Annotated in this window: 20 protein-coding genes and 1 pseudogene; 12 read left to right on the top strand and 9 right to left on the bottom strand. The window is 64.3% G+C overall.

The annotated features are described in order from the left end of the window. Positions 1 to 115: 115 nt before the first annotated feature. Positions 116 to 340, top strand: a complete 225-nt coding sequence (locus tag CAG11_RS00440; protein ID WP_031320863.1) for a DUF1161 domain-containing protein — start codon at positions 116 to 118, stop codon at positions 338 to 340. A 73-nt stretch (positions 341 to 413) separates the two neighbouring features. On the opposite strand, the gene CAG11_RS00435 is transcribed toward CAG11_RS00440, so the two are convergent. Further along, positions 414 to 1,415, bottom strand: coding sequence for an LLM class flavin-dependent oxidoreductase (locus CAG11_RS00435; RefSeq protein ID WP_022642238.1), 1,002 nt, complete (start codon positions 1,413 to 1,415; stop codon positions 414 to 416). 224 nt (positions 1,416 to 1,639) lie between these two features. Here CAG11_RS00435 and CAG11_RS00430 point away from each other — a divergent pair, with 224 nt between their 5' ends. Continuing rightward, the gene (locus CAG11_RS00430) at positions 1,640 to 2,071 is read left to right on the top strand and encodes an OsmC family protein (RefSeq protein ID WP_085593957.1); all 432 of its coding nucleotides are present in this window, start codon (positions 1,640 to 1,642) and stop codon (positions 2,069 to 2,071) included. A gap of 143 nt (positions 2,072 to 2,214) precedes the next feature. Next, positions 2,215 to 2,448, top strand: a complete 234-nt coding sequence (locus tag CAG11_RS00425) for a DUF1161 domain-containing protein (protein ID WP_022642240.1) — start codon at positions 2,215 to 2,217, stop codon at positions 2,446 to 2,448. A gap of 6 nt (positions 2,449 to 2,454) precedes the next feature. On the opposite strand, the gene CAG11_RS00420 is transcribed toward CAG11_RS00425, so the two are convergent. Continuing rightward, positions 2,455 to 2,874 (bottom strand): hypothetical protein, encoded by a 420-nt coding sequence (locus CAG11_RS00420; protein ID WP_022642241.1) that lies wholly within the window; start codon positions 2,872 to 2,874, stop codon positions 2,455 to 2,457. Between the two features lie 44 nt (positions 2,875 to 2,918). Continuing rightward, positions 2,919 to 3,335: a hypothetical protein gene (locus CAG11_RS00415; RefSeq protein WP_085593955.1), complete on the bottom strand. Its 417-nt coding sequence runs from the start codon at positions 3,333 to 3,335 to the stop codon at positions 2,919 to 2,921. A gap of 59 nt (positions 3,336 to 3,394) precedes the next feature. On the opposite strand from CAG11_RS00415, the gene CAG11_RS00410 reads away from it, so the two are divergent. After that, positions 3,395 to 4,474 carry an aminopeptidase gene (locus tag CAG11_RS00410; protein WP_085593953.1) on the top strand — a complete coding sequence of 360 codons (1,080 nt, stop codon included), beginning with the start codon at positions 3,395 to 3,397 and terminating at the stop codon, positions 4,472 to 4,474. A 64-nt stretch (positions 4,475 to 4,538) separates the two neighbouring features. Here the strand turns inward: CAG11_RS00410 and CAG11_RS00405 are convergent. From CAG11_RS00405 to CAG11_RS00395, 3 genes and pseudogenes are all read right to left on the bottom strand, one after another. Then, positions 4,539 to 4,631, bottom strand: a pseudogene (locus tag CAG11_RS00405) (transposase); the annotation flags it as partial. A 13-nt stretch (positions 4,632 to 4,644) separates the two neighbouring features. After that, a complete protein-coding gene (locus CAG11_RS00400; RefSeq protein ID WP_053137882.1) occupies positions 4,645 to 5,295 on the bottom strand; it encodes an HAD family hydrolase in 651 nt (216 codons plus the stop codon). Between the two features lie 28 nt (positions 5,296 to 5,323). Continuing rightward, positions 5,324 to 5,869, bottom strand: a complete 546-nt coding sequence (locus tag CAG11_RS00395; RefSeq protein WP_085593951.1) for a gamma carbonic anhydrase family protein — start codon at positions 5,867 to 5,869, stop codon at positions 5,324 to 5,326. A gap of 114 nt (positions 5,870 to 5,983) precedes the next feature. Between CAG11_RS00395 and prlC the strand changes: the two genes are divergently transcribed. Both prlC and CAG11_RS00385 read left to right on the top strand, forming a co-directional pair. Further along, on the top strand, positions 5,984 to 8,035 hold the full coding sequence (gene prlC / locus CAG11_RS00390) for an oligopeptidase A (RefSeq protein WP_085594604.1): 2,052 nt from the start codon (positions 5,984 to 5,986) through the stop codon (positions 8,033 to 8,035). After that, positions 8,032 to 8,319, top strand: a complete 288-nt coding sequence (locus CAG11_RS00385; protein ID WP_022642248.1) for a YheV family putative zinc ribbon protein — start codon at positions 8,032 to 8,034, stop codon at positions 8,317 to 8,319. The genes prlC and CAG11_RS00385 overlap by 4 nt, the downstream gene beginning before the upstream one ends. A gap of 116 nt (positions 8,320 to 8,435) precedes the next feature. On the opposite strand, the gene CAG11_RS00380 is transcribed toward CAG11_RS00385, so the two are convergent. Then, on the bottom strand, positions 8,436 to 9,077 hold the full coding sequence (locus CAG11_RS00380) for a tyrosine-protein phosphatase (protein ID WP_031320866.1): 642 nt from the start codon (positions 9,075 to 9,077) through the stop codon (positions 8,436 to 8,438). 294 nt (positions 9,078 to 9,371) lie between these two features. On the opposite strand from CAG11_RS00380, the gene CAG11_RS00375 reads away from it, so the two are divergent. Genes CAG11_RS00375 through CAG11_RS00365 form a run of 3 tightly spaced genes read left to right on the top strand, consistent with a single transcriptional unit; the run spans position 9,372 to position 13,225 of the window. Continuing rightward, positions 9,372 to 10,121 carry a gluconate 2-dehydrogenase subunit 3 family protein gene (locus CAG11_RS00375; protein ID WP_022642250.1) on the top strand — a complete coding sequence of 250 codons (750 nt, stop codon included), beginning with the start codon at positions 9,372 to 9,374 and terminating at the stop codon, positions 10,119 to 10,121. A gap of 2 nt (positions 10,122 to 10,123) precedes the next feature. Continuing rightward, on the top strand, positions 10,124 to 11,908 hold the full coding sequence (locus tag CAG11_RS00370) for a GMC family oxidoreductase (protein WP_031320868.1): 1,785 nt from the start codon (positions 10,124 to 10,126) through the stop codon (positions 11,906 to 11,908). 12 nt (positions 11,909 to 11,920) lie between these two features. Continuing rightward, the gene (locus CAG11_RS00365) at positions 11,921 to 13,225 is read left to right on the top strand and encodes a cytochrome c (RefSeq protein WP_085593949.1); all 1,305 of its coding nucleotides are present in this window, start codon (positions 11,921 to 11,923) and stop codon (positions 13,223 to 13,225) included. Positions 13,226 to 13,270: 45 nt separating this feature from the next. Here CAG11_RS00365 and CAG11_RS00360 read toward each other — a convergent pair whose 3' ends face one another. Then, positions 13,271 to 13,627: a hypothetical protein gene (locus CAG11_RS00360; RefSeq protein WP_085593947.1), complete on the bottom strand. Its 357-nt coding sequence runs from the start codon at positions 13,625 to 13,627 to the stop codon at positions 13,271 to 13,273. 298 nt (positions 13,628 to 13,925) lie between these two features. Here CAG11_RS00360 and CAG11_RS00355 point away from each other — a divergent pair, with 298 nt between their 5' ends. The 3 genes from CAG11_RS00355 (at position 13,926) to CAG11_RS00345 (ending at position 17,565) form a co-directional block, all read left to right on the top strand. Further along, on the top strand, positions 13,926 to 14,984 hold the full coding sequence (locus CAG11_RS00355) for a PA0069 family radical SAM protein (RefSeq protein WP_085593945.1): 1,059 nt from the start codon (positions 13,926 to 13,928) through the stop codon (positions 14,982 to 14,984). A 219-nt stretch (positions 14,985 to 15,203) separates the two neighbouring features. Continuing rightward, on the top strand, positions 15,204 to 15,941 hold the full coding sequence (locus tag CAG11_RS00350; protein WP_022642256.1) for a carbonic anhydrase: 738 nt from the start codon (positions 15,204 to 15,206) through the stop codon (positions 15,939 to 15,941). 91 nt (positions 15,942 to 16,032) lie between these two features. Next, entirely contained in the window at positions 16,033 to 17,565 is a 1,533-nt protein-coding gene (locus CAG11_RS00345) for a SulP family inorganic anion transporter (RefSeq protein WP_085593943.1), read from the top strand. 66 nt (positions 17,566 to 17,631) lie between these two features. Here the strand turns inward: CAG11_RS00345 and CAG11_RS00340 are convergent, their stop codons facing one another. After that, positions 17,632 to 18,282 (bottom strand): hypothetical protein, encoded by a 651-nt coding sequence (locus tag CAG11_RS00340; RefSeq protein WP_022642257.1) that lies wholly within the window; start codon positions 18,280 to 18,282, stop codon positions 17,632 to 17,634. Positions 18,283 to 18,465: the final 183 nt, after the last annotated feature.

The raw sequence follows: 18,465 nt of genomic DNA, 5'->3' as shown, positions 1-18,465 counted from the left end.
GAACTTGTGCGCTGGCCGAGTGCCATAGGAAATGGCAAAGCGCTACAACTGTCTTGAGCCTCTGTCAGGCTGGCGTCCACGCCGCCTCTTTTGATCCGACCAGGGAATGTGACCGATGAAAAAACTAGTTTTAGCTGCTGCTTTGTTCAGTCTTGCGGGAACTGCCCTTGCCGCCGGCAAGCCATGCGAGGAGCTCAAGGGCGAAATCGCCGCGAAGATCGATGCCAATGGCGTCCCTCACTACTCGCTGGAAGTGGTCGACAAGGGCGCCGCGGCGGATGGCAAGGTGGTCGGCTCCTGCGAAGCCGGTACCAAGGAGATCGTCTACAAGCGCGGTTGATCCCTTGTAGCCTCCGGAAAAAACCAAGCCGACGCCAGGCGTCGGCTTTTTTGTGCCTGGGATCCAGCTCCGCTCAGCCCTTCATCACCTGTGACAGCAGCTCGTAGGAGTGCAGGCGGTCGGCGTGCTCGTAGAGGTCGCAGGTGAAGATCAGCTCGTCGGCGCCGGTCTGCTCCACCAGCACTTCCAGCTTGGCGCGGATCTTCGCCGGGCTGCCGATCATCGCCAAGCCTAGGAAACTCCCCACCGCTTCCTTCTCATGGGGCAGCCACAGGCCGTCCATGCTCTTGACCGGCTTGCGCTGGACCAGGCTCTGGCCGCGCATCAGGGCGAGGATGCGCTGGTACACCGAGGTCGCCAGGTAATCGGCCTGTTCGTCGGTATCGGCGGCCACCAGTGGTACGCCGAGCATCACGTAGGGTTTGTCGAGTACCGCCGAAGGCTTGAAGTGATTGCGATATACGCGGATCGCCTCATGCATGTAGCGCGGCGCGAAGTGCGAGGCGAAGGCGTAGGGCAGGCCCCGCTCCCCGGCCAACTGCGCGCTGAACAGGCTGGAACCCAGCAGCCACACCGGCACGTTGCTGCCGGTGCCGGGCATCGCGATCACCCGCTGTTCCGGGGAACGTGGGCCCAGGTAGGCCATCAGCTCGGCCACATCCTCGGGGAAGTCGTCGGCGCTGCCGGAACGTTCCCGGCGCAGGGCTCGCGCGGTCATCTGGTCCGAGCCCGGAGCCCGGCCCAGGCCCAGGTCGATGCGGCCCGGGTACAGGCTCTCCAGGGTGCCGAACTGCTCGGCGATCACCAGTGGCGCATGGTTGGGCAGCATGACTCCACCGGAGCCGACGCGGATGGTCGAGGTGCCACCGGCCAGGTAGCCGATGAGCACCGAAGTGGCGGAGCTGGCGATGCCGTCCATGTTGTGGTGCTCGGCGACCCAGAATCGGGTGTAGCCGAACTTTTCCACATGCTGGGCCAGGTCCAGGGAATTGCGCAGGGATTGGGCCGGGCTGGCGTCTTCACGCACGGGCACCAGGTCGAGGGTCGAGAACTTCACAGCGGACAGCGATTGCATAAGCCTGCTTCTCCTTAGGGTGTGCAGGCTTTTACACGCGCAAAACCTGCCGAAATCTGTCAGTCAGGACTATGCAATGTGGGCATATACCCGAGTTTCAATAGCCAGAGTGAATTTGTCGGGTAAATGGTCGCTGCAGACCGGCTGAACTTTGCCCGCGGATCTGTCCTCAGAACCCTTGAGGCGCGGGAATTCCCCTGCACCGCTTCCTCGAGGAGAGATACATGGCTATCAAGAAAAAAGCTTCGGCCCATTGGCAAGGCGACCTGAAAACCGGCGTGGGATCGATCTCCACCGAAACCGGAGTCCTGCGCGACGCCCCCTACGGCTTCACGGCGCGCTTCGAAGGCGGCAAGGGCACCAACCCCGAGGAGTTGATCGGCGCGGCCCATGCCGGCTGCTTCTCCATGGCGTTTTCCATGATCCTCGGCGAGGCCGGGCTCAAGGCCGAGAGCATCGATACCCAGGCCGAAGTGACCCTGGAGCAGGTCGACGATGGTTTTGCCATCACTGCCGTGCACCTGGTCCTCAAGGCCAGGATCCCGGGAGCCAGCCAGCAGCAGTTCGACGAACTGAGCCGCAAGGCCAAGGAAGGTTGCCCGGTATCCAAGGTGCTCAAGGCCAGCATCACGCTGGACGCGACCCTGGTCGGTTGAACGTGGCTGCCGGCTTGCGCATCGGGAGCCGGCAGGCCCAGGCTGTGCGCCAGTTCAGAACCGGGTCATGGAAAATGTGGTCGAATACCTGACTGCGGCTTGAGTGTGCGTTCGCACGCGCCGCAACAAGGGAGTTTGCAATCATGAAACGTTTTGCCTTGGCGGTAGCAAGTTGTGCGCTGGCCACATCGGCCCTGGCCGCGCCCAAGCCCTGCGAGGAACTCAAGGCCGAGATCGAAGCCAAGATCCAGGCCCGGGGCGTCTCCTCCTACACCCTGGAAATCGTCACCAATGACGAGGTCCACGACGACAACATGGTGGTCGGCAGCTGCGAGAACGGCACCAAGAAGATCATCTACCAGAAGAACGATCGCTGAACCGGCTCAGGGTACGCAGTTGATCATCCGCTCTTCGGCGACGATCTCGCGCTGGGCGTTGTACAGCCTGGCGCTGGGGGTGAACCCCAGGTTGCGGGCCTCCAGCCGGTAGCGCTGGCCGGCCTGGAAGTGGTCGTAGCGCAGGCTCAGGTAGCACAGCCGCTCCTGTGGGTCGGTGGTCATGCCCATGCCGCCGGCGAACACCTCGAAATCGAAACGCACCATCAGCTCGTGGCTGCCGGGCGTGACCTGGAAGAACCGGCCATCGCCCAGGCGCTGGTTGTCCAGGCGCTCGGCCATCAGCAGCCGGCCTCCTGGCGCTGGGGTGGCCAGGTCGATCCAGGCCTGTTGCGGGTCGACGCTGGGCAGTGGCGTGCTGCAGGCAGTGAGGGTGGCAAGGGCGAGGATCAGCAGTGGCAGGCGCATGAACAAGGGGCCAGGTCGGCGAAGGGGCTCCAGCATAGCGCCGATCAGCTGCGCTGGCAGCCTGCCGGTTGCGCCTTGCCCAGCAGGGTGCGCTGTTCGTCGTAGAGCCTGGCCCAGGGATGGAAGCCGATGTTGCCGGCCCGTACCTGGTAGCGCTGGCCAGCGCTGAAACCGGTGAATTTCACGTTCAACTGGCAGTCGCGCCACAGCGGCTCCTCCACATCGGCGCCGATGTTGCCCGGGGCCACGGCGAACTGGTAGCGCAGGGTCAATTCATGGGTACCGGGCTGGACCTGGAAGTAGCGCGGGTCCCCGGCGCCCTTGGCGTCCACTTCCACGGCTTGCAAGGTGGTGTCCTGGGATGGGGCGAGGTCGATCCAGGCTTGCGCCGGGTCGGGGTCGGGCAGGCTGGCACAGCCGTTTAGGGCCAGCAATCCGGTGGTCAGTAGCAACACGCGCATGGCGAAACTCCAGGCAGGCGAGATAGTCTTGCGGGCAGACTCTCTGTGGATGATTCGATTTGACTAGGCCGTGTCCAAGCCATGGGGTACTTGATCGCGTTTTGCGCGTTTGGTTTCCGATCCTGATGCTCTTGCTGCTCAACGGTTGCAGCAGCGCCGGCTATTACAGCCAGCTGGCCAGTGGCCAATTACAGTTGTTGCGCGCTCGTACACCAGTAACCCAGGTGTTGGCCGATCCATCCCGCGATGCCACCCTGCGTGCCCACCTGGCCCAGTCGCAGCGGGCCCGGACCTTCGCCAGCGAGCACCTGCACCTGCCGGACAACCGCAGCTATCGGTTGTACGTCGATATCGGCCGGCCTTACGTGGTGTGGAACGTGTTCGCCACGCCGGAGTTTTCCCTGGCCCCGCAAACCCATTGCTTTCCCATTGCCGGTTGCGTGGCCTATCGCGGCTACTACAGCCAGGGCGCGGCCCGGGGCGAGGCCGCACTGTTGCAGCTAAAGGGCCTGGACGTGGCCGTTGGCGGGGTGGAGGCCTATTCGACCCTGGGCTGGTTCGACGATCCGATCATCAGTTCGATGCTGCACTGGGGCGACGAGCGCCTGGCGACCCTGATCTTCCATGAACTGGCCCACCAGCGCTTCTACGTGAAGGACGACACCGAGTTCAACGAGTCCTTCGCCACCTTCGTCGAGCAGGAAGGCACCCGGCAATGGCGGGCCTATCGCGGCTTGCCGCCGGCTACCGATGGCCAGCTGCGTCAGCGCGACCAGTTCACCCAGCTGGTGCTCGACACTCGCAAGCGCCTGGAACAGCTCTATGCCCTGCCCTTGCCCGCTGAGCAGATGCGCCAGCGCAAGGTCCAGGAGTTCGAGCGCATGCGCCAGGACTACCGTCAGCTACGGGACAGCCAATGGGCCGGCTCCAATCGCTACGACGCCTGGATCAACACCCCGTTGAACAACGCCCGGCTCTTGCCCTTCGGCCTGTACGACCAGTGGGTGCCGGCCTTCGCCGCGTTGTTCAAGCAAGTGCACGGCGACTGGCCGGCCTTCTATGGGGCGGTTGAAAAGCTCGGCCGCCAGCCGGTCGATAAACGCAAGGCGGCGCTGACAGCCTTGATGGGTGGCCTCTAGAAACACGCCAAGGAATACGCTTGCTTTCGTAGGAGCGAGGCTTGCCCGCGATGAGGCCGGATCGTCAAATCCAGATCGCATCCCAAAGCGCGTAGTCGCCAACCCGCTTCACCAGCCCCGCGCGTAACGGGTTGGCCACGGGTAGGCGTGCTGGCCCGCGATGGGGTGGCTCAGCGCGGCAGGAAGGCCTGGTGCAGTTGCTCCAGGGTCTGGAAGTGATAGGCCGGTGCTTCGGCGCTCAGTTCCTCGTGGCTGCCGAAGCCGTAACCCACCGCCGCTGCGTCCAGGCCATTGCGCCTCGCGCCGATCAGGTCGTGCTTGCGGTCGCCGATCATCAGGGTGTCGGCCGGATCCAGGCGTTCCTGTTCCAGCAGGTGGGCAATCAACTCCACCTTGTCGGTACGGGTGCCATCCAGCTCGCTGCCGTAGATCACCTTGAAGTGCTTGGCGAAGTCGAAGTGGCGGGCGATCTCCCGGGCGAACACCCAGGGCTTGGAGGTGGCGATGTACAGCTGCCGGCCCTGGCCGCCGAGGGTCTCGAGCAGCGGCATGACGCCGTCGAAGACACGGTTCTCGTACAGGCCGGTGACCTTGAAGCGTTCGCGATAGAAATTCACCGCGTCCCAGGCCCGGGCTTCGTCGAAGCCATAGAACTGCATGAAGGCCTGCAGCAGCGGCGGGCCGATGAAGTGTTCGAGCTTGGCAAGGTCCGGCTCGTCGATGCCCAGCTTGCCCAGGGCGAACTGGATCGAGCGGGTGATGCCTTCGCGAGGGTCGGTGAGAGTGCCGTCGAGGTCGAACAATACGGTTTGGTAATGCATGGGAATTCCTGGGCTGTGCAACGGTTGATCAGGGCCGGTCGTAGCCTTCGGCCAGGTACTGGTCCTTGAGCTTCACGTAGTTGCCGGCGCTGTAGGTGAAGAACGCACGTTCCTTGTCGGTCAGGGCGCGGACCTGCTTCACCGGGCTGCCGACATAGAGGAAGCCGCTGGCCAGCCGCTTGCCCGGCGGCACCAGACTGCCGGCGCCGACCATCACGTCATCCTCCACCACCGCGCCGTCCATGACGATGCTGCCCATGCCGATCAGCACCCGGCTGCCGATGCTGCAACCATGGAGCATGACCTTGTGGGCGATGGTCACGTCATCGCCGATCAACAGCGGGAAACCCTCGGGGTTGAAGGGGCCGGCGTGGGTGATGTGCAGCACGCTGGCATCTTGCACGCTGGTGCGGGCGCCGATGCGGATGCGGTGCATGTCGCCGCGGATCACGGTCAGGGGCCAGACCGAGCTGTCGGCGCCGATCTCGACGTCGCCGATGACCACCGCCGAGTGGTCGACGAAGGCCCGTTCGCCGAGTTTCGGCCTGTGGTCCTGATAGGTGCGGATGGCCAAGTGCGGGTCCCTCTCTAGGATTATTAATAGGGGCTATAGCTGCCATGGCTGTCGATTGTAATTAAGATGGTGCTACGTTTCCCAAGCATGTTTCTTCCAGCCAAGGTGCCCACCGTGAGTGTGAACAACCCTCTTCTGCAGCCCTATGACCTGCCGCCGTTCTCGGCGATCCGTGCCGAACACGTACAGCCGGCCATCGAACAGATCCTGGCTGACAACCGCGCCGCCATCGCCGAGATCCTCAAGACCCAGGCCACTGCGCCGACCTGGGCCGGCCTGGTGCTGGCCATGGACGAGCTCAACGATCGCCTGGGCGCCGCCTGGAGCCCGGTCAGCCATCTCAATGCCGTGTGCAACAGCGCCGAACTGCGCGAGGCCTATGAGGCCTGCCTGCCGGCATTGAGCGCCTACTCCACCGAAATGGGCCAGAACCGCGAGCTGTTCCAGGCCTTCGACGCCCTGGCCAAGAGCCCGGAGGCGGCGGGTTTCGACGTGGCGCAAAAGACTATCCTCGAACACTCCCTGCGCGATTTCCGCCTGTCGGGCATCGACTTGCCGCCGGAGCAGCAGAAGCGCTACGCGCAAGTGCAGAGCAAGCTGTCCGAGCTGGGCAGCCGCTTCTCCAACCAGTTGCTCGATGCCACCCAGGCCTGGACCAAGCACATCACCGACGAAGCGGCGCTGGCTGGCCTCACCGACTCGGCCAAGGCGCAGATGGCCGCCGCGGCCCAGGCCAAGGACCTGGACGGCTGGCTGATCACCCTGGAGTTCCCCAGCTACTACGCAGTCATGACCTACGCCCAGGACCGCGCCCTGCGTGAAGAGGTCTACGCCGCCTACTGCACCCGGGCCTCCGACCAGGGCCCCAACGCCGGCCAGCACGACAACGGCCCGGTGATGCAGGAGATCCTCGACTTGCGCCAGGAACTGGCCAAGCTGCTGGGTTTCGCCAGCTTCGCCGAGCTGAGCCTGGCCACCAAGATGGCCGAGTCCAGCGACCAGGTGCTGGGTTTCCTGCGGGACCTGGCCAAGCGCAGCAAGCCGTTCGCCGCCCAGGACCTGGTACAGCTCAAGGCCTATGCCGCCGAGCAAGGTTGCCCTGACCTGCAAAGCTGGGACAGCGGCTTCTATGGCGAGAAGCTGCGTGAGCAGCGCTACAGCGTGTCCCAGGAAGCCCTGCGCGCCTACTTCCCCATCGACAAGGTGCTGTCCGGCCTGTTCGCCATCGTCCAGCGCCTGTACGGCATCGAGATCGCGGAGCAGAAGGGCTTCGATGCCTGGCACCCGGATGTACGCCTGTTCGAGATCAAGGAGAACGGCCAGCACGTCGGGCGTTTCTTCTTCGACCTCTACGCCCGCGCCAACAAGCGTGGCGGTGCCTGGATGGATGGCGCCCGCGACCGTCGGCGCACCGCCGGCGGTACCCTGCAGAGCCCGGTGGCCAACCTGGTGTGCAACTTCACTCCGGCCGCGCCTGGCAAGCCTGCGCTGCTGACCCACGATGAAGTCACCACCTTGTTCCACGAGTTCGGCCACGGCCTGCACCATTTGCTGACCCGCATCGAGCATGCCGGCGTCTCCGGGATCAACGGCGTGGCCTGGGATGCCGTGGAGCTGCCGAGCCAGTTCATGGAGAACTGGTGCTGGGAGCCCGAGGGCCTGGCGCTGATCTCCGGTCACTACGAAACCGGCGAAGCCCTGCCCCAGGACCTGCTGGACAAGATGCTGGCGGCCAAGAACTTCCAGTCCGGGATGATGATGGTGCGCCAGCTGGAGTTCTCGCTGTTCGACTTCGAACTGCACGCCACCCACGGCGATGGCCGCAGCGTGCTGCAGGTGCTGGAGTCTGTGCGCGACGAGGTCTCGGTGATGCGTCCGCCGGCCTACAACCGCTTCGCCAACAGCTTCGCCCACATCTTCGCTGGTGGTTATGCCGCCGGTTACTACAGCTACAAGTGGGCCGAAGTGCTGTCGGCCGACGCCTTCTCGCGTTTCGAGGAAGAGGGTGTGCTCAATGCCGCGACCGGTCGCGCTTTCCGCGAGGCGATCCTGGCCCGTGGCGGTTCCCAGGAGCCGATGGTGCTGTTCGTCGATTTCCGCGGACGGGCCCCGTCGATTGACGCACTCTTGCGCCACAGCGGCCTCAGCGAGGACGCGGCAGCATGAGTGAAGCCCCCGTGAAGACCAAGAAACGCTTTATCGCCGGTGCGGTTTGCCCGGCGTGCAGTGAGCAGGACAAGCTGATGATGTGGAGCGAAGACGACGTGCCCCATCGCGAATGCGTGGCCTGCGGTTACTCCGACACCTTGAACGAGCAGGGACTGTCGGTACCCAAGGAATTGAGCACGCGGGTGAATACCGCGGCCCTCAAGGTGGCGGATGCCAAGGTGCAGTCGGTGCAGTTCTTCCCCAACCCCAAGTTGAAGAAGAAAACCGACGAACCCCAGTAACCGGGAACCCCTGTAGGAGTGCAGCTTGCGCGCGATAGCGGTGTGTCAGACACATCGCGGCGCCTTCATCGCCAGCAAGCTTGGCTCCTGCAGCAAAGCCCTCTCCCGCCTCGCAATCAGTTCGCCGGCTTGCCGGCGCTGACCGTCTCGAACCAGCTCTTCACCGAACAGGTGGCGAACACGCTGGTGCTGCAGTCGCCGTTGGCCAGTGCCGTGCGCAGCTTCTCCACATCGGCCTGCATCATGTAGCGAATGCCGTCCTTGAAGTGGGCGCTGTCGCCGAATCCGCCCTGGGTCATTTCACTCAAGGCTTCCTCTTTGCTCCAGCCCTGGACCACCACCCGGTACATCGCCGACATCAGTCCGGTACGGTCCGAGCCATGCTTGCAGTGCATCAGCACCGGGCCCTGGGCTTCGGCGCTCTGGATCGCGCGCAAGGCCTTGAGCACATCGGCGTCATCCACGTGGTTGGTGCGATAAGGCAGCTGTACCTGATGGATGCCTGGCGCCGCCAGCCAACTGCTATCCGATTCGGGCAGGAAGTTGATCACCGTCCCCACCTTGAGCTTTTCCAGCAACGGCACGGCGTCTTGGTCCGGCAGGGCGCTGCGATACAGGGTCGGTGACATCTGGTACAGGTTGTACTGTTTTTCCACCGGTTGGGCCCAATGCTCGGGGCGGTCGGCGGCCTGCGCCAAAGGAGCGAGCAGGGCCAGCAATGCCAGGCAAAGAGCGGGAAGCAAGCGAGTTCTCGACATGGACGGTCACGGGTGAGGGATCGATGGCCGGCAGTGTCGGTCTGTGCCGGTCAATGCCCCGTGAGGCCTGTGTCAAAGAATCGTGAAGCTGGTCTGATCCTGTCTTTTTTGAGGCAGCTGATCTTTTTTTTGGAACTGAAACGATTCACCTCGATACTTAGGCTGCTATCATTTGTAACTATTGTTTGCTGATGTGTTCATAAAACCGGGTTTTGCCCGGCTTTTTGCGTTGCCAAAACACAAAGTCGCGCCATGACGCGGCTGAAATCCATCAATGCCTGATGAGGTGCATCCATGTCCGATCAAGATCGAGACAACCCGCGGCGTGAGTTTTTGCGTAAATCCCTGACCTTGATCCCGGTAGTCACCGTGGCCAGCACCGGCCTGGGCAGCAGCATGCTGGCCGTGGCTCCCGAGGCTGTCGCCGCCGACAAGCCCGCTGCGCCGAGCAAGCAGGCGAGTGGCAGCCACTATGAGCCCAGCTACTTCAGCGCCGAGGAATGGGCCTTCATCAAGGCGGCGGTGGAACGCCTGATCCCGGCGGACGACCTGGGCCCGGGCGCCCTGGAAGCCGGCGTGCCGGAATACATCGACCGGCAGATGAACACCTCCTACGCCGCCGGTGCCCTGTGGTACATGCAAGGCCCGTTCAAGGCCGATGCCGCGCCAGAGATGGGCTGGCAGAGCAAGCTGGTGCCCAAGGAGATCTATCGCCTGGGCATCGCCGCCACGGACGCCTGGTGCAAGCAGCTCAAGGGCCAAGCATTTGCTGCTCAAGACAGCGCTACCCGAGACGATCTGCTCAAGCAGTTGGAGGCGGGTACGCCGCAGTTCGACACGGTTCCGGCCAAGCTGTTCTTCAACCTGCTGTTGCAGAACACCAAGGAGGGTTTCTTCAGCGACCCGATCCACGGTGGCAACAAGGGCCTGGTGGGCTGGACCCTGATCGGCTTCCCCGGCGCGCGCGCCGATTTCATGGATTGGGTGGAGCGTAACGAGCAGTACCCCTTCCCGGCAGTATCGATTCGCGGCGAGAGGGCTTGAGCATGGCGACAGTGATGAAGAAGGTCGACGCAGTGATCGTCGGGTTTGGCTGGACCGGCGCCATCATGGCCAAGGAACTGACCGAGGCGGGGCTCAACGTGCTGGCGCTGGAGCGCGGGCCGATGCAGGACACCTACCCGGACGGCAGCTATCCCCAGGTGATCGACGAGCTCACCTACAGCGTGCGCAAGAAGCTCTTCCAGGACATTTCCAAGGAAACCGTGACCATCCGCCACAGCGTCAACGACGTGGCCCTGCCCAACCGCCAGCTGGGCGCGTTCCTGCCGGGCAATGGCGTGGGCGGCGCCGGGCTGCACTGGTCTGGCGTGCACTTTCGCGCCGACCCCATCGAGTTGCGCATGCGCAGCCACTATGAAGAACGCTACGGCAAGAACTTCATCCCCAAGGACATGACCATCCAGGACTTCGGCGTCACGTACGAAGAGCTGGAGCCGTTCTTCGACTATGCGGAAAAGGTCTTCGGCACCTCGGGCCAGGCCTGGACCGTGAAGGGCCAGCTGGTAGGCGAAGGCAAGGGCGGCAACCCCTACGCGCCGGATCGCTCGGACCACTTCCCGCTGGAATCGCAGAAGAACACCTATTCCGCCCAGCTGTTCCAGAAAGCTGCCAATGAAGTGGGCTACAAGCCCTACAACCTGCCGTCGGCCAATACCTCGGGGCCCTACACCAACCCCTATGGTGCGCAGATGGGGCCGTGCAACTTCTGCGGTTTCTGCAGTGGCTACGTTTGCTACATGTATTCCAAGGCCTCGCCCAACGTGAACATCCTGCCGGCCCTCAAGCCGCTGCCGAATTTCGAGTTGCGGGCCAATTCCCATGTGCTCAAGGTCAACCTGGACAGCAGCAAGACCCTGGCCACCGGCGTCACCTACGTCGACGCCCAGGGGCGCGAGATCGAGCAACCGGCGGACCTGGTGATCCTCGGCGCCTTCCAGTTCCACAACGTGCGCCTGATGCTGCTCTCGGGCATCGGCAAGCCCTACGACCCGATCACCGGCGAAGGCGTGGTGGGCAAGAACTTCGCCTACCAGAACATGGCCACCATCAAGGCCTACTTCGACAAGGACGTGCACACCAACAACTTCATCGGCGCCGGTGGCAACGGCGTGGCGGTGGACGACTTCAACGCCGACAACTTCGACCACGGCCCCCATGGTTTCGTCGGTGGTTCGCCATTCTGGGTCAACCAGGCCGGCAGCCGGCCGATCGCCGGGACGTCCAACCCGCCAGGCACCCCGGCCTGGGGCAGCGCCTGGAAGAAGGCCACGGCCGACTACTACACCCACCAGGTGTCCATGGACGCCCACGGTGCGCACCAGTCCTACCGGGGCAACTACCTCGACCTGGACCCGGTCTACCGCGATGCCTACGGCTTGCCCCTGCTGCGGATGACCTTCGACTGGCAGGAAAACGACATCAAGATGAACCGCTTCATGGTCGAGAAGATGGGCAAGATCGCCCAGGCGATGAACCCCAAGGCCATCGCCCTGCTGGGCAAGCAGGTCGGTGAGCACTTCAACACCGCCTCCTACCAGACCACTCACTTGAACGGTGGCGCGATCATGGGCACCGATCCCAAGACCAGCGCCTTGAACCGCTACTTGCAGAGTTGGGACGTGCATAACGTGTTCGTGCCTGGAGCCTCGGCCTTTCCCCAGGGCCTGGGCTACAACCCCACCGGGCTGGTGGCGGCGCTGACCTACTGGTCGGCGCGGGCGATCCGCGAGCAGTACCTGAAGAACCCCGGCCCGCTGGTCCAGGCATAAGGAGCGATGACCATGAAAGCACTCGTTATCGCCAGCCTGGCGCTGTTGGGCAGCGCCTCCCTCCAGGCCGCCGAGGTCGACCAGGCCCTGGTCAAGCAGGGCGAATACCTGGCCCGTGCCGGTGACTGCGTCGCCTGCCACACCGCCAAGGACGGCAAGCCGTTCGCCGGCGGCCTGCCGATGGAAACCCCGATCGGGGTGATCTATTCCACCAACATCACTCCGGACAAGACCGGTATCGGCGACTACAGCTTCGAGGACTTCGACCTGGCCGTGCGCCATGGCGTGGCCAAGAACGGCAGCACGCTGTACCCGGCCATGCCCTTCCCGTCCTACGCCCGGGTCAACGACGCCGACATGCAGGCGCTCTACGCCTACTTCATGCACGGCGTGGCGCCGGTGGTGCGGGACAACCAGGACAGCGACATTCCCTGGCCCCTGAGCATGCGCTGGCCGTTGTCGATCTGGCGCTGGATGTTCGCCCCGAGCGTGGCGCCAGCCGCCGTGGCTGCCGACAGCGACCCGCTGATCAGTCGTGGCGCCTACCTGGTGGAAGGCCTGGGGCACTGTGGCGCCTGCCATACGCCACGGGCGCTGACCATGCAGGAGAAGGCCCTGAGCGCCAGTGAAGGCAGTGCCTTCCTGTCCGGCAGCGCACCGCTGGAGGGCTGGATCGCCAAGAGCCTGCGTGGCGATCACAAGGACGGCCTGGGCAGCTGGAGCGAAGAGCAACTGGTGCAGTTCCTCAAGACCGGTCGCAGCGATCGCAGCGCGGTGTTCGGTGGCATGGGCGATGTGGTGGTCCACAGCATGCAGTACATGAGCGACCAGGACCTGACGGCCATCGCCCGCTATCTCAAGTCGCTGCCGGCCAACGATCCCGCCGACCAGCCGCACCAGTACGACAAGCAAGTGGCCGACGCCCTGTGGAAAGGCGACGACAGCAAGCCGGGTGCCTCGGTGTACATCGACAACTGCGCCGCCTGCCACCGTACCGATGGCCATGGCTACACCCGGGTGTTCCCGGCGCTGGCCGGCAACCCGGTGCTGCAATCGGAGGACGCCACCTCGCTGATCAACATCGTGCTCAAGGGCGGCACCCTGCCCGCCACCCACAGCGCGCCGTCGACCCTCACCATGCCGCCCTTCGCCTGGCGGTTGTCGGACCAGGAGGTGGCCGACGTGGTCAGCTTCATCCGCAGCAGCTGGGGCAACCAGGGCGCGCCGGTGAAGGCCGCGGACGTGGCCGGGCTGCGTGACGGGCGCCTGCAGAGCACCTCCAACGACGACCTGGGCAACGTGATTCCACGGCACTAGTGGCAGGACCGGCGCCCGCAACGGGCGCCGGTTCGACGTGGGCCTTCAGCCCCCGGGGAATGGCTGGATCCCCAGCTGGCTTTGCAACTGGTAGCCGGCGATGCAGTCCGCCAATCCAGCGTTCATCAGGTCTTCCCAGCTCGCGGGCAGCAGGCCGATGTCGTCGTGGTGAGGGCGCCAGTGCGCCTCGGCGAACTTCGCCTCGGCTGCATCGAAGGGCTGCAGGCCGCTCACCGCGGCTTGCCGGATGTCCCGGGTGCACAGGTCGAACTCGCAGGCCAGGCCCCAGAGCTGGCCATCCGCGGCCCTGACGATGATCAGGTCGGCGCCTTGCCCGTAGCTCGGCAGGTAGGCGTGCGCCGCATAGAAGATCTTTTCCAGTGTGCCGGGTGTCCTGGGCATTGCCGTACTCCTTTGATGGTCGCCCGCGTTATAGCGCAGGCAGCGTCGTTGTCGCGAATCCTTCGCAGGCCTTTGCGCCTGTCGGCCTTCTGCGAGCTCAAGGACCAGACCGGCCCTGATCTCGATTCGAAGGTGAAGTCGAGCTTTGGCGGGAGTTGCCAGGAGCTGGAAACCATCAAGGATGGATGGGCGCTACTGACCCGTTCGCTGACCAAGCTCGCCAGCGTTCTGCTCGACGGCGCTAGGCAGCTCGTCGTAGCTCCATTACTGTATGTGCATACAGTAATGGAGCGTCCCCATGTCCAGCCCCTTGCCGCCCCGCGGTCGCGGCACCGCGAGCAACCCGCACAACCGTTTCGCCCCCAACCGCTCGGTGGCCGAGGATGATGGCTGGCACCAGGAAGTGCCGCTGACCCAGGGCACCGAGGTGCGCTTGGAAACCGCCAAGTCGATCATCACCCGCAACCATTCGCCGGACCTGCCCTTCGATCGCTCGATCAATCCCTATCGCGGTTGCGAGCACGGCTGCATCTACTGCTATGCGCGGCCCAGCCATGCCTACTGGGACATGTCGCCGGGGCTGGACTTCGAAACCCGGCTGATCGCCAAGAGTAATACCGCCACCCTGCTGGAGCAGCAGCTGTCCAAACCCGGCTACCAGTGCGCGCCGATCAACCTGGGTTCCAATACCGATCCCTACCAACCCATCGAGCGTGAACAACGGCTGACCCGGAGCACCCTGGAGGTGCTGCTGCGCTACCGGCACCCGGTGACCATCGTCACCAAGGGTTCGCTGATCCTGCGTGATCTTGACCTGCTGGCCGAGCTCGCCCGGCAGCGGCTGGTGGCGGTGATGATCAGCCTCACCACCCTGGACGATGAACTCAAGCGCATCCTCGAGCCCCGGGCCGCAGCGCCCAAGGCCCGCCTGCGGGCGATCCGGGTACTGCGTGGGGTGGGCGTGCCGGTGGGGGTGTTGTGCTCGCCGATGATCCCGATGATCAACGACAGCGAGCTGGAGGCCCTGCTGGCCGAGGCCCAGGCCGCCGGCGCGCAAAGCGCGGCCTACATGATGCTGCGCCTGCCGCTGGAGGTGGCGCCGTTGTTCGAGGAGTGGCTGGCGGCCCACTATCCGCAACGCGCAGCCCATGTGCTGAGCCTGATCCGCCAGAGCCGCGGGGGCGAGCTCTACGACAGTCGTTTCGGCAGCCGCATGCGCGGCGAGGGCCCGTTCGCCGACCTGCTGGCCCAGCGTTTCGCCAAGGCACTCAAGCGCCTGGGGCTCGATCGTCGTGGCGGTTTCGACCTGGACTGCTCGGCATTCTGTCCGCCGGGCAGGCAGATGTCGTTGCTTTAGGCCCGCGGCTTTTGCGAACGGATGTGCCGCCCATCGTTTCGCGGCCCATAGTGGCGTTCTAGAGCGCTGCATTCAGTTTGAGTTAAGTTTTCACGGCTACCTTGCTCATCAAGTGACCTGGATGTCACTTCCGACGGTTCGGTCGTTTTTTGATCAGCCGTTGGCGTCGTGCCGGATCATGTCTGGGACATTCACCAAATCCGACAGAGGGAATCAATCATGAGTGACAAGGATAAACAGCCGCTGGCTGCGTCGGCTCCAGCCCCTACCAATGGTTCCGCCGAGACCGCCGATGCAGCGCTGCAGCATATCGTCGACGGTTTTTTGCATTTTCATCATGAAGTCTTTCCGCAGCAGCAAGAGTTGTTCAAGAAACTCGCCACGGCCCAGCGGCCAAGGGCGATGTTCATCGCCTGTGCCGATTCGCGGATCGTTCCCGAACTCATCACCCAAAGTTCCCCTGGCGACCTGTTCGTGACCCGCAACGTGGGCAACGTGGTGCCGCCCTATGGGCAGATGAACGGTGGTGTGTCCACGGCGATCGAATACGCGGTAATGGCCCTGGGCGTGCACCACATCATCGTTTGCGGGCATTCGGACTGCGGGGCCATGCGCGCCGTGCTCAACCCGCAGAGCCTGGAAAAGATGCCCACGGTCAGGGCCTGGCTGCGCCACGCCGAAGTGGCCCGGACCATGGTCCAGGACAATTGCTCGTGCGCCGACGAGCCTTCGAGCATGCATGTCCTGACCGAAGAGAACGTCATCGCCCAGTTGCAGCACTTGCGTACCCATCCTTCCGTTGCCTCGCGCATGGCCAACGGCCAGTTGTTCATCCACGGCTGGGTCTATGACATCGAGACCAGCTCGATCAAGGCCTACGACGCGGACAAGAGCTGTTTCCTGCCGCTCGACGGTAGCCATCCGATTCCCGTGGCGACGCCCAAAGCGCGTTTCTGAATCCACCTCAATTCCTTGTGAGGTCTTGGCCTGGACTGCTTGGGAGCAGTCCGGCCTTGCCACGCCTGAAGAAAATGTCGGGAGAGTTGTCATGCGTGCAGCACAGCTTAAAAGTGTCCTGCCACGGGAGCTGTTGGCTTCGGTGGTGGTGTTTCTGGTGGCCCTGCCCCTGTGCATGGGGATCGCCATCGCCTCGGGCCTGCCGCCGGCCAAGGGCCTGATCACCGGGATCATCGGCGGCCTGGTGGTGGGTTGGCTGGCAGGATCGCCATTGCAGGTCAGCGGCCCGGCCGCGGGGCTGGCGGTGCTGGTCTTCGAGTTGGTGCGCCTGCATGGGGTAGCCATGCTCGGGCCGGTCCTGTTGCTGGCCGGGCTGTTGCAATGGTTGGCCGGGCGCCTGCGCCTGGGGTGCTGGTTCCGGGTCACGGCGCCGGCAGTGGTATACGGCATGCTGGCGGGTATCGGGGTGCTGATCGTGTTGTCCCAGGTCCATGTGCTGGTGGATGCCGCGCCCCAGGCCTCGGGGCTGGATAACCTCGCCGGCTTTCCCGCCGCGCTGTCCCGGGCCCTCGATGGCCTGGGCTGGCAGGCCGGGCTGCTGGGGCTGGCGACCATTGCGGTGATGTGGGGCTGGGACAAGTGGCGGCCCCGGGCGCTGCGATTCGTCCCCGGGGCGCTGCTCGGGGTGGGCTTGGCGACCCTGGCCAGCCTGCTGCTGGCGCTGCCGGTGAACCGGGTCGAGGTGCCGGCCAGCATGGCCGAGGCCATCGACTGGTTGCGTCCTGGCGACCTGCTGCACCTGGCGGACCCGGCCCTGCTGGTAGCGGCCGTGGCCCTGGCCTTCATCGCCAGTGCCGAGACGCTGCTCTCGGCTGCTGCTGTGGATCGCATGCACAACGGCCAGCGCTCGGATTTCGACCGCGAGCTGTCGGCCCAGGGCACCGGCAACATGCTCTGCGGCCTGCTGGGCGCCTTGCCGATGACCGGGGTGATAGTGCGCAGTTCGGCCAACGTCCAGGCCGGTGCCCGCACGCGCTACTCGACCATCTTCCACGGCCTGTGGCTGTTGGGGTTCGTCCTGCTGCTGTCCAGCGTACTGCAGCGCATCCCGGTGGCGAGCCTGGCCGGCGTGCTGGTCTACACCGGCTTCAAGCTGGTGGATCTCAAGGCCTTCCGTGGTTTGGGACGCTACGGGCGGATGCCGATGTTCACCTATGCGGTGACGGCCCTGGCGATCGTCTTCAGCGACCTGCTGACTGGTGTGCTGGTGGGTTTCGCCCTGACCTTGCTCAAGCTGGCGTTCCAGGCCGCGCGCCTGAAGATCAGCCTGGTCGACCTGCCCCAGGCGGGACAGATGGAACTGCGCCTGGTGGGGACGGCGACCTTCCTCAAGGTGCCCGCGTTGAGCCAGGTCCTGGCCACGGTGCCGGCGGGGACGACCTTGCATGTGCCGCTCAGCCACCTGGGCTACATCGACCATGCTTGCCTGGAATTGCTGGAGGAATGGGAGCGGGCCAGCGCTGCCAAGGGCTCGCGGCTGGTGATCGAGTCCCGGGGCCTGAAACGGCGCCTGGAGGGACGCTTGAGCGGTGTCGGCGGGATGGGCGTGGCGGTACGCGAGTGAGGCATGGGCCTGGCGCCAGGCCCTTCGCCACAAGGCCCACGGTGGGCCTTGCCGGCGAGGAGTGGGTCAGGCGGCGGGCTGGTCGAGTTCCAGTTCCACGCCCAGCTGGCGCGACAGGCACGGCCAGCGTTTCCAGGCTGCCTCGGTGTCGGGGCTGCCGAGGCGGTCGCGGTAGGTTTCCACGGACTCCAGGGCGAAGCTGTCTTCGTCGAGCATGGCGTCGACTGCGTGATGCACGGCTTCGTCCAGTTGGTTGGCAAAGGTCTCGCCGATCAGCTGATGGGCGATGAGATTGGCGACCGTCATGTCCAGGGGGATCAGTGGACGGCCGAAATGCTTGATGTACAGGTCGTTGACTTCCTCTACCAGGCGCAGGGCCAGGTAGGCTTCGTCCAGCAGGCCGTCGAGGCCGACATGCCCGGCCATGATGGCCGGCGGCTGGAGGAAGAACTGCTCGGCGATCTTGAGCACCGGCTTGATCTGCGATTCGATGCCCGCTTCACGGGCAACGGCGTTGGCGGCGTCCAGAAGGTCTGGCACCTGATCGATGTATGCGCTGACGAAACGGGTCATGACGCCTTGTGCGTCGACTTCGGGCAGCAGGATGGCGGGGTGCAGGTGAGGGAGCTGCGCTTCCAGTTGGCGGGCCAGGTGGCCCGTGCTGGCTTCGTGCTGTTGAGCCAATAGGATCTGCTCGCGTAATGCGGCGGTGTTCATGAAAGCTCCAGGGACAAGGGCGGTCGATCGGGACAACCGAGGTGGGATGACGGTCTGCCGCCCATTAGCGACCATCCCTCGGGGGAGAACATAAGTTAGCCTGCTCATCAAAGTGTTTAAGACATATTTGTAATATTCACTTATTACTTAGTCGGGTGCGTTATATCGTCGCACCCCCTCTTT

The organism is Pseudomonas sp. B6(2017) (genome assembly GCF_002112765.1).
In the GTDB taxonomy this organism is placed as follows: domain Bacteria; phylum Pseudomonadota; class Gammaproteobacteria; order Pseudomonadales; family Pseudomonadaceae; genus Aquipseudomonas; species Aquipseudomonas piscis.
Note: the sequence above shows the minus strand (reverse complement) of the source record. Positions and strands in the feature narration are given on the sequence as shown.

Bases quoted from the DNA above. Each gene is read 5' to 3' on its own strand.
- CAG11_RS00440 (WP_031320863.1), top strand. From the start codon at position 116: ATGAAAAAACTAGTTTTAGCTGCTGCTTTGTTCAGTCTTGCGGGAACT.
- CAG11_RS00435 (WP_022642238.1), bottom strand. From the start codon at position 1,415: ATGCAATCGCTGTCCGCTGTGAAGTTCTCGACCCTCGACCTGGTGCCC.
- CAG11_RS00430 (WP_085593957.1), top strand. From the start codon at position 1,640: ATGGCTATCAAGAAAAAAGCTTCGGCCCATTGGCAAGGCGACCTGAAA.
- CAG11_RS00425 (WP_022642240.1), top strand. From the start codon at position 2,215: ATGAAACGTTTTGCCTTGGCGGTAGCAAGTTGTGCGCTGGCCACATCG.
- CAG11_RS00420 (WP_022642241.1), bottom strand. From the start codon at position 2,874: ATGCGCCTGCCACTGCTGATCCTCGCCCTTGCCACCCTCACTGCCTGC.
- CAG11_RS00415 (WP_085593955.1), bottom strand. From the start codon at position 3,335: ATGCGCGTGTTGCTACTGACCACCGGATTGCTGGCCCTAAACGGCTGT.
- CAG11_RS00400 (WP_053137882.1), bottom strand. From the start codon at position 5,295: ATGCATTACCAAACCGTATTGTTCGACCTCGACGGCACTCTCACCGAC.
- CAG11_RS00385 (WP_022642248.1), top strand. From the start codon at position 8,032: ATGAGTGAAGCCCCCGTGAAGACCAAGAAACGCTTTATCGCCGGTGCG.
- CAG11_RS00380 (WP_031320866.1), bottom strand. From the start codon at position 9,077: ATGTCGAGAACTCGCTTGCTTCCCGCTCTTTGCCTGGCATTGCTGGCC.
- CAG11_RS00375 (WP_022642250.1), top strand. From the start codon at position 9,372: ATGTCCGATCAAGATCGAGACAACCCGCGGCGTGAGTTTTTGCGTAAA.
- CAG11_RS00370 (WP_031320868.1), top strand. From the start codon at position 10,124: ATGGCGACAGTGATGAAGAAGGTCGACGCAGTGATCGTCGGGTTTGGC.
- CAG11_RS00365 (WP_085593949.1), top strand. From the start codon at position 11,921: ATGAAAGCACTCGTTATCGCCAGCCTGGCGCTGTTGGGCAGCGCCTCC.
- CAG11_RS00360 (WP_085593947.1), bottom strand. From the start codon at position 13,627: ATGCCCAGGACACCCGGCACACTGGAAAAGATCTTCTATGCGGCGCAC.
- CAG11_RS00355 (WP_085593945.1), top strand. From the start codon at position 13,926: ATGTCCAGCCCCTTGCCGCCCCGCGGTCGCGGCACCGCGAGCAACCCG.
- CAG11_RS00350 (WP_022642256.1), top strand. From the start codon at position 15,204: ATGAGTGACAAGGATAAACAGCCGCTGGCTGCGTCGGCTCCAGCCCCT.
- CAG11_RS00345 (WP_085593943.1), top strand. From the start codon at position 16,033: ATGCGTGCAGCACAGCTTAAAAGTGTCCTGCCACGGGAGCTGTTGGCT.
- CAG11_RS00340 (WP_022642257.1), bottom strand. From the start codon at position 18,282: ATGAACACCGCCGCATTACGCGAGCAGATCCTATTGGCTCAACAGCAC.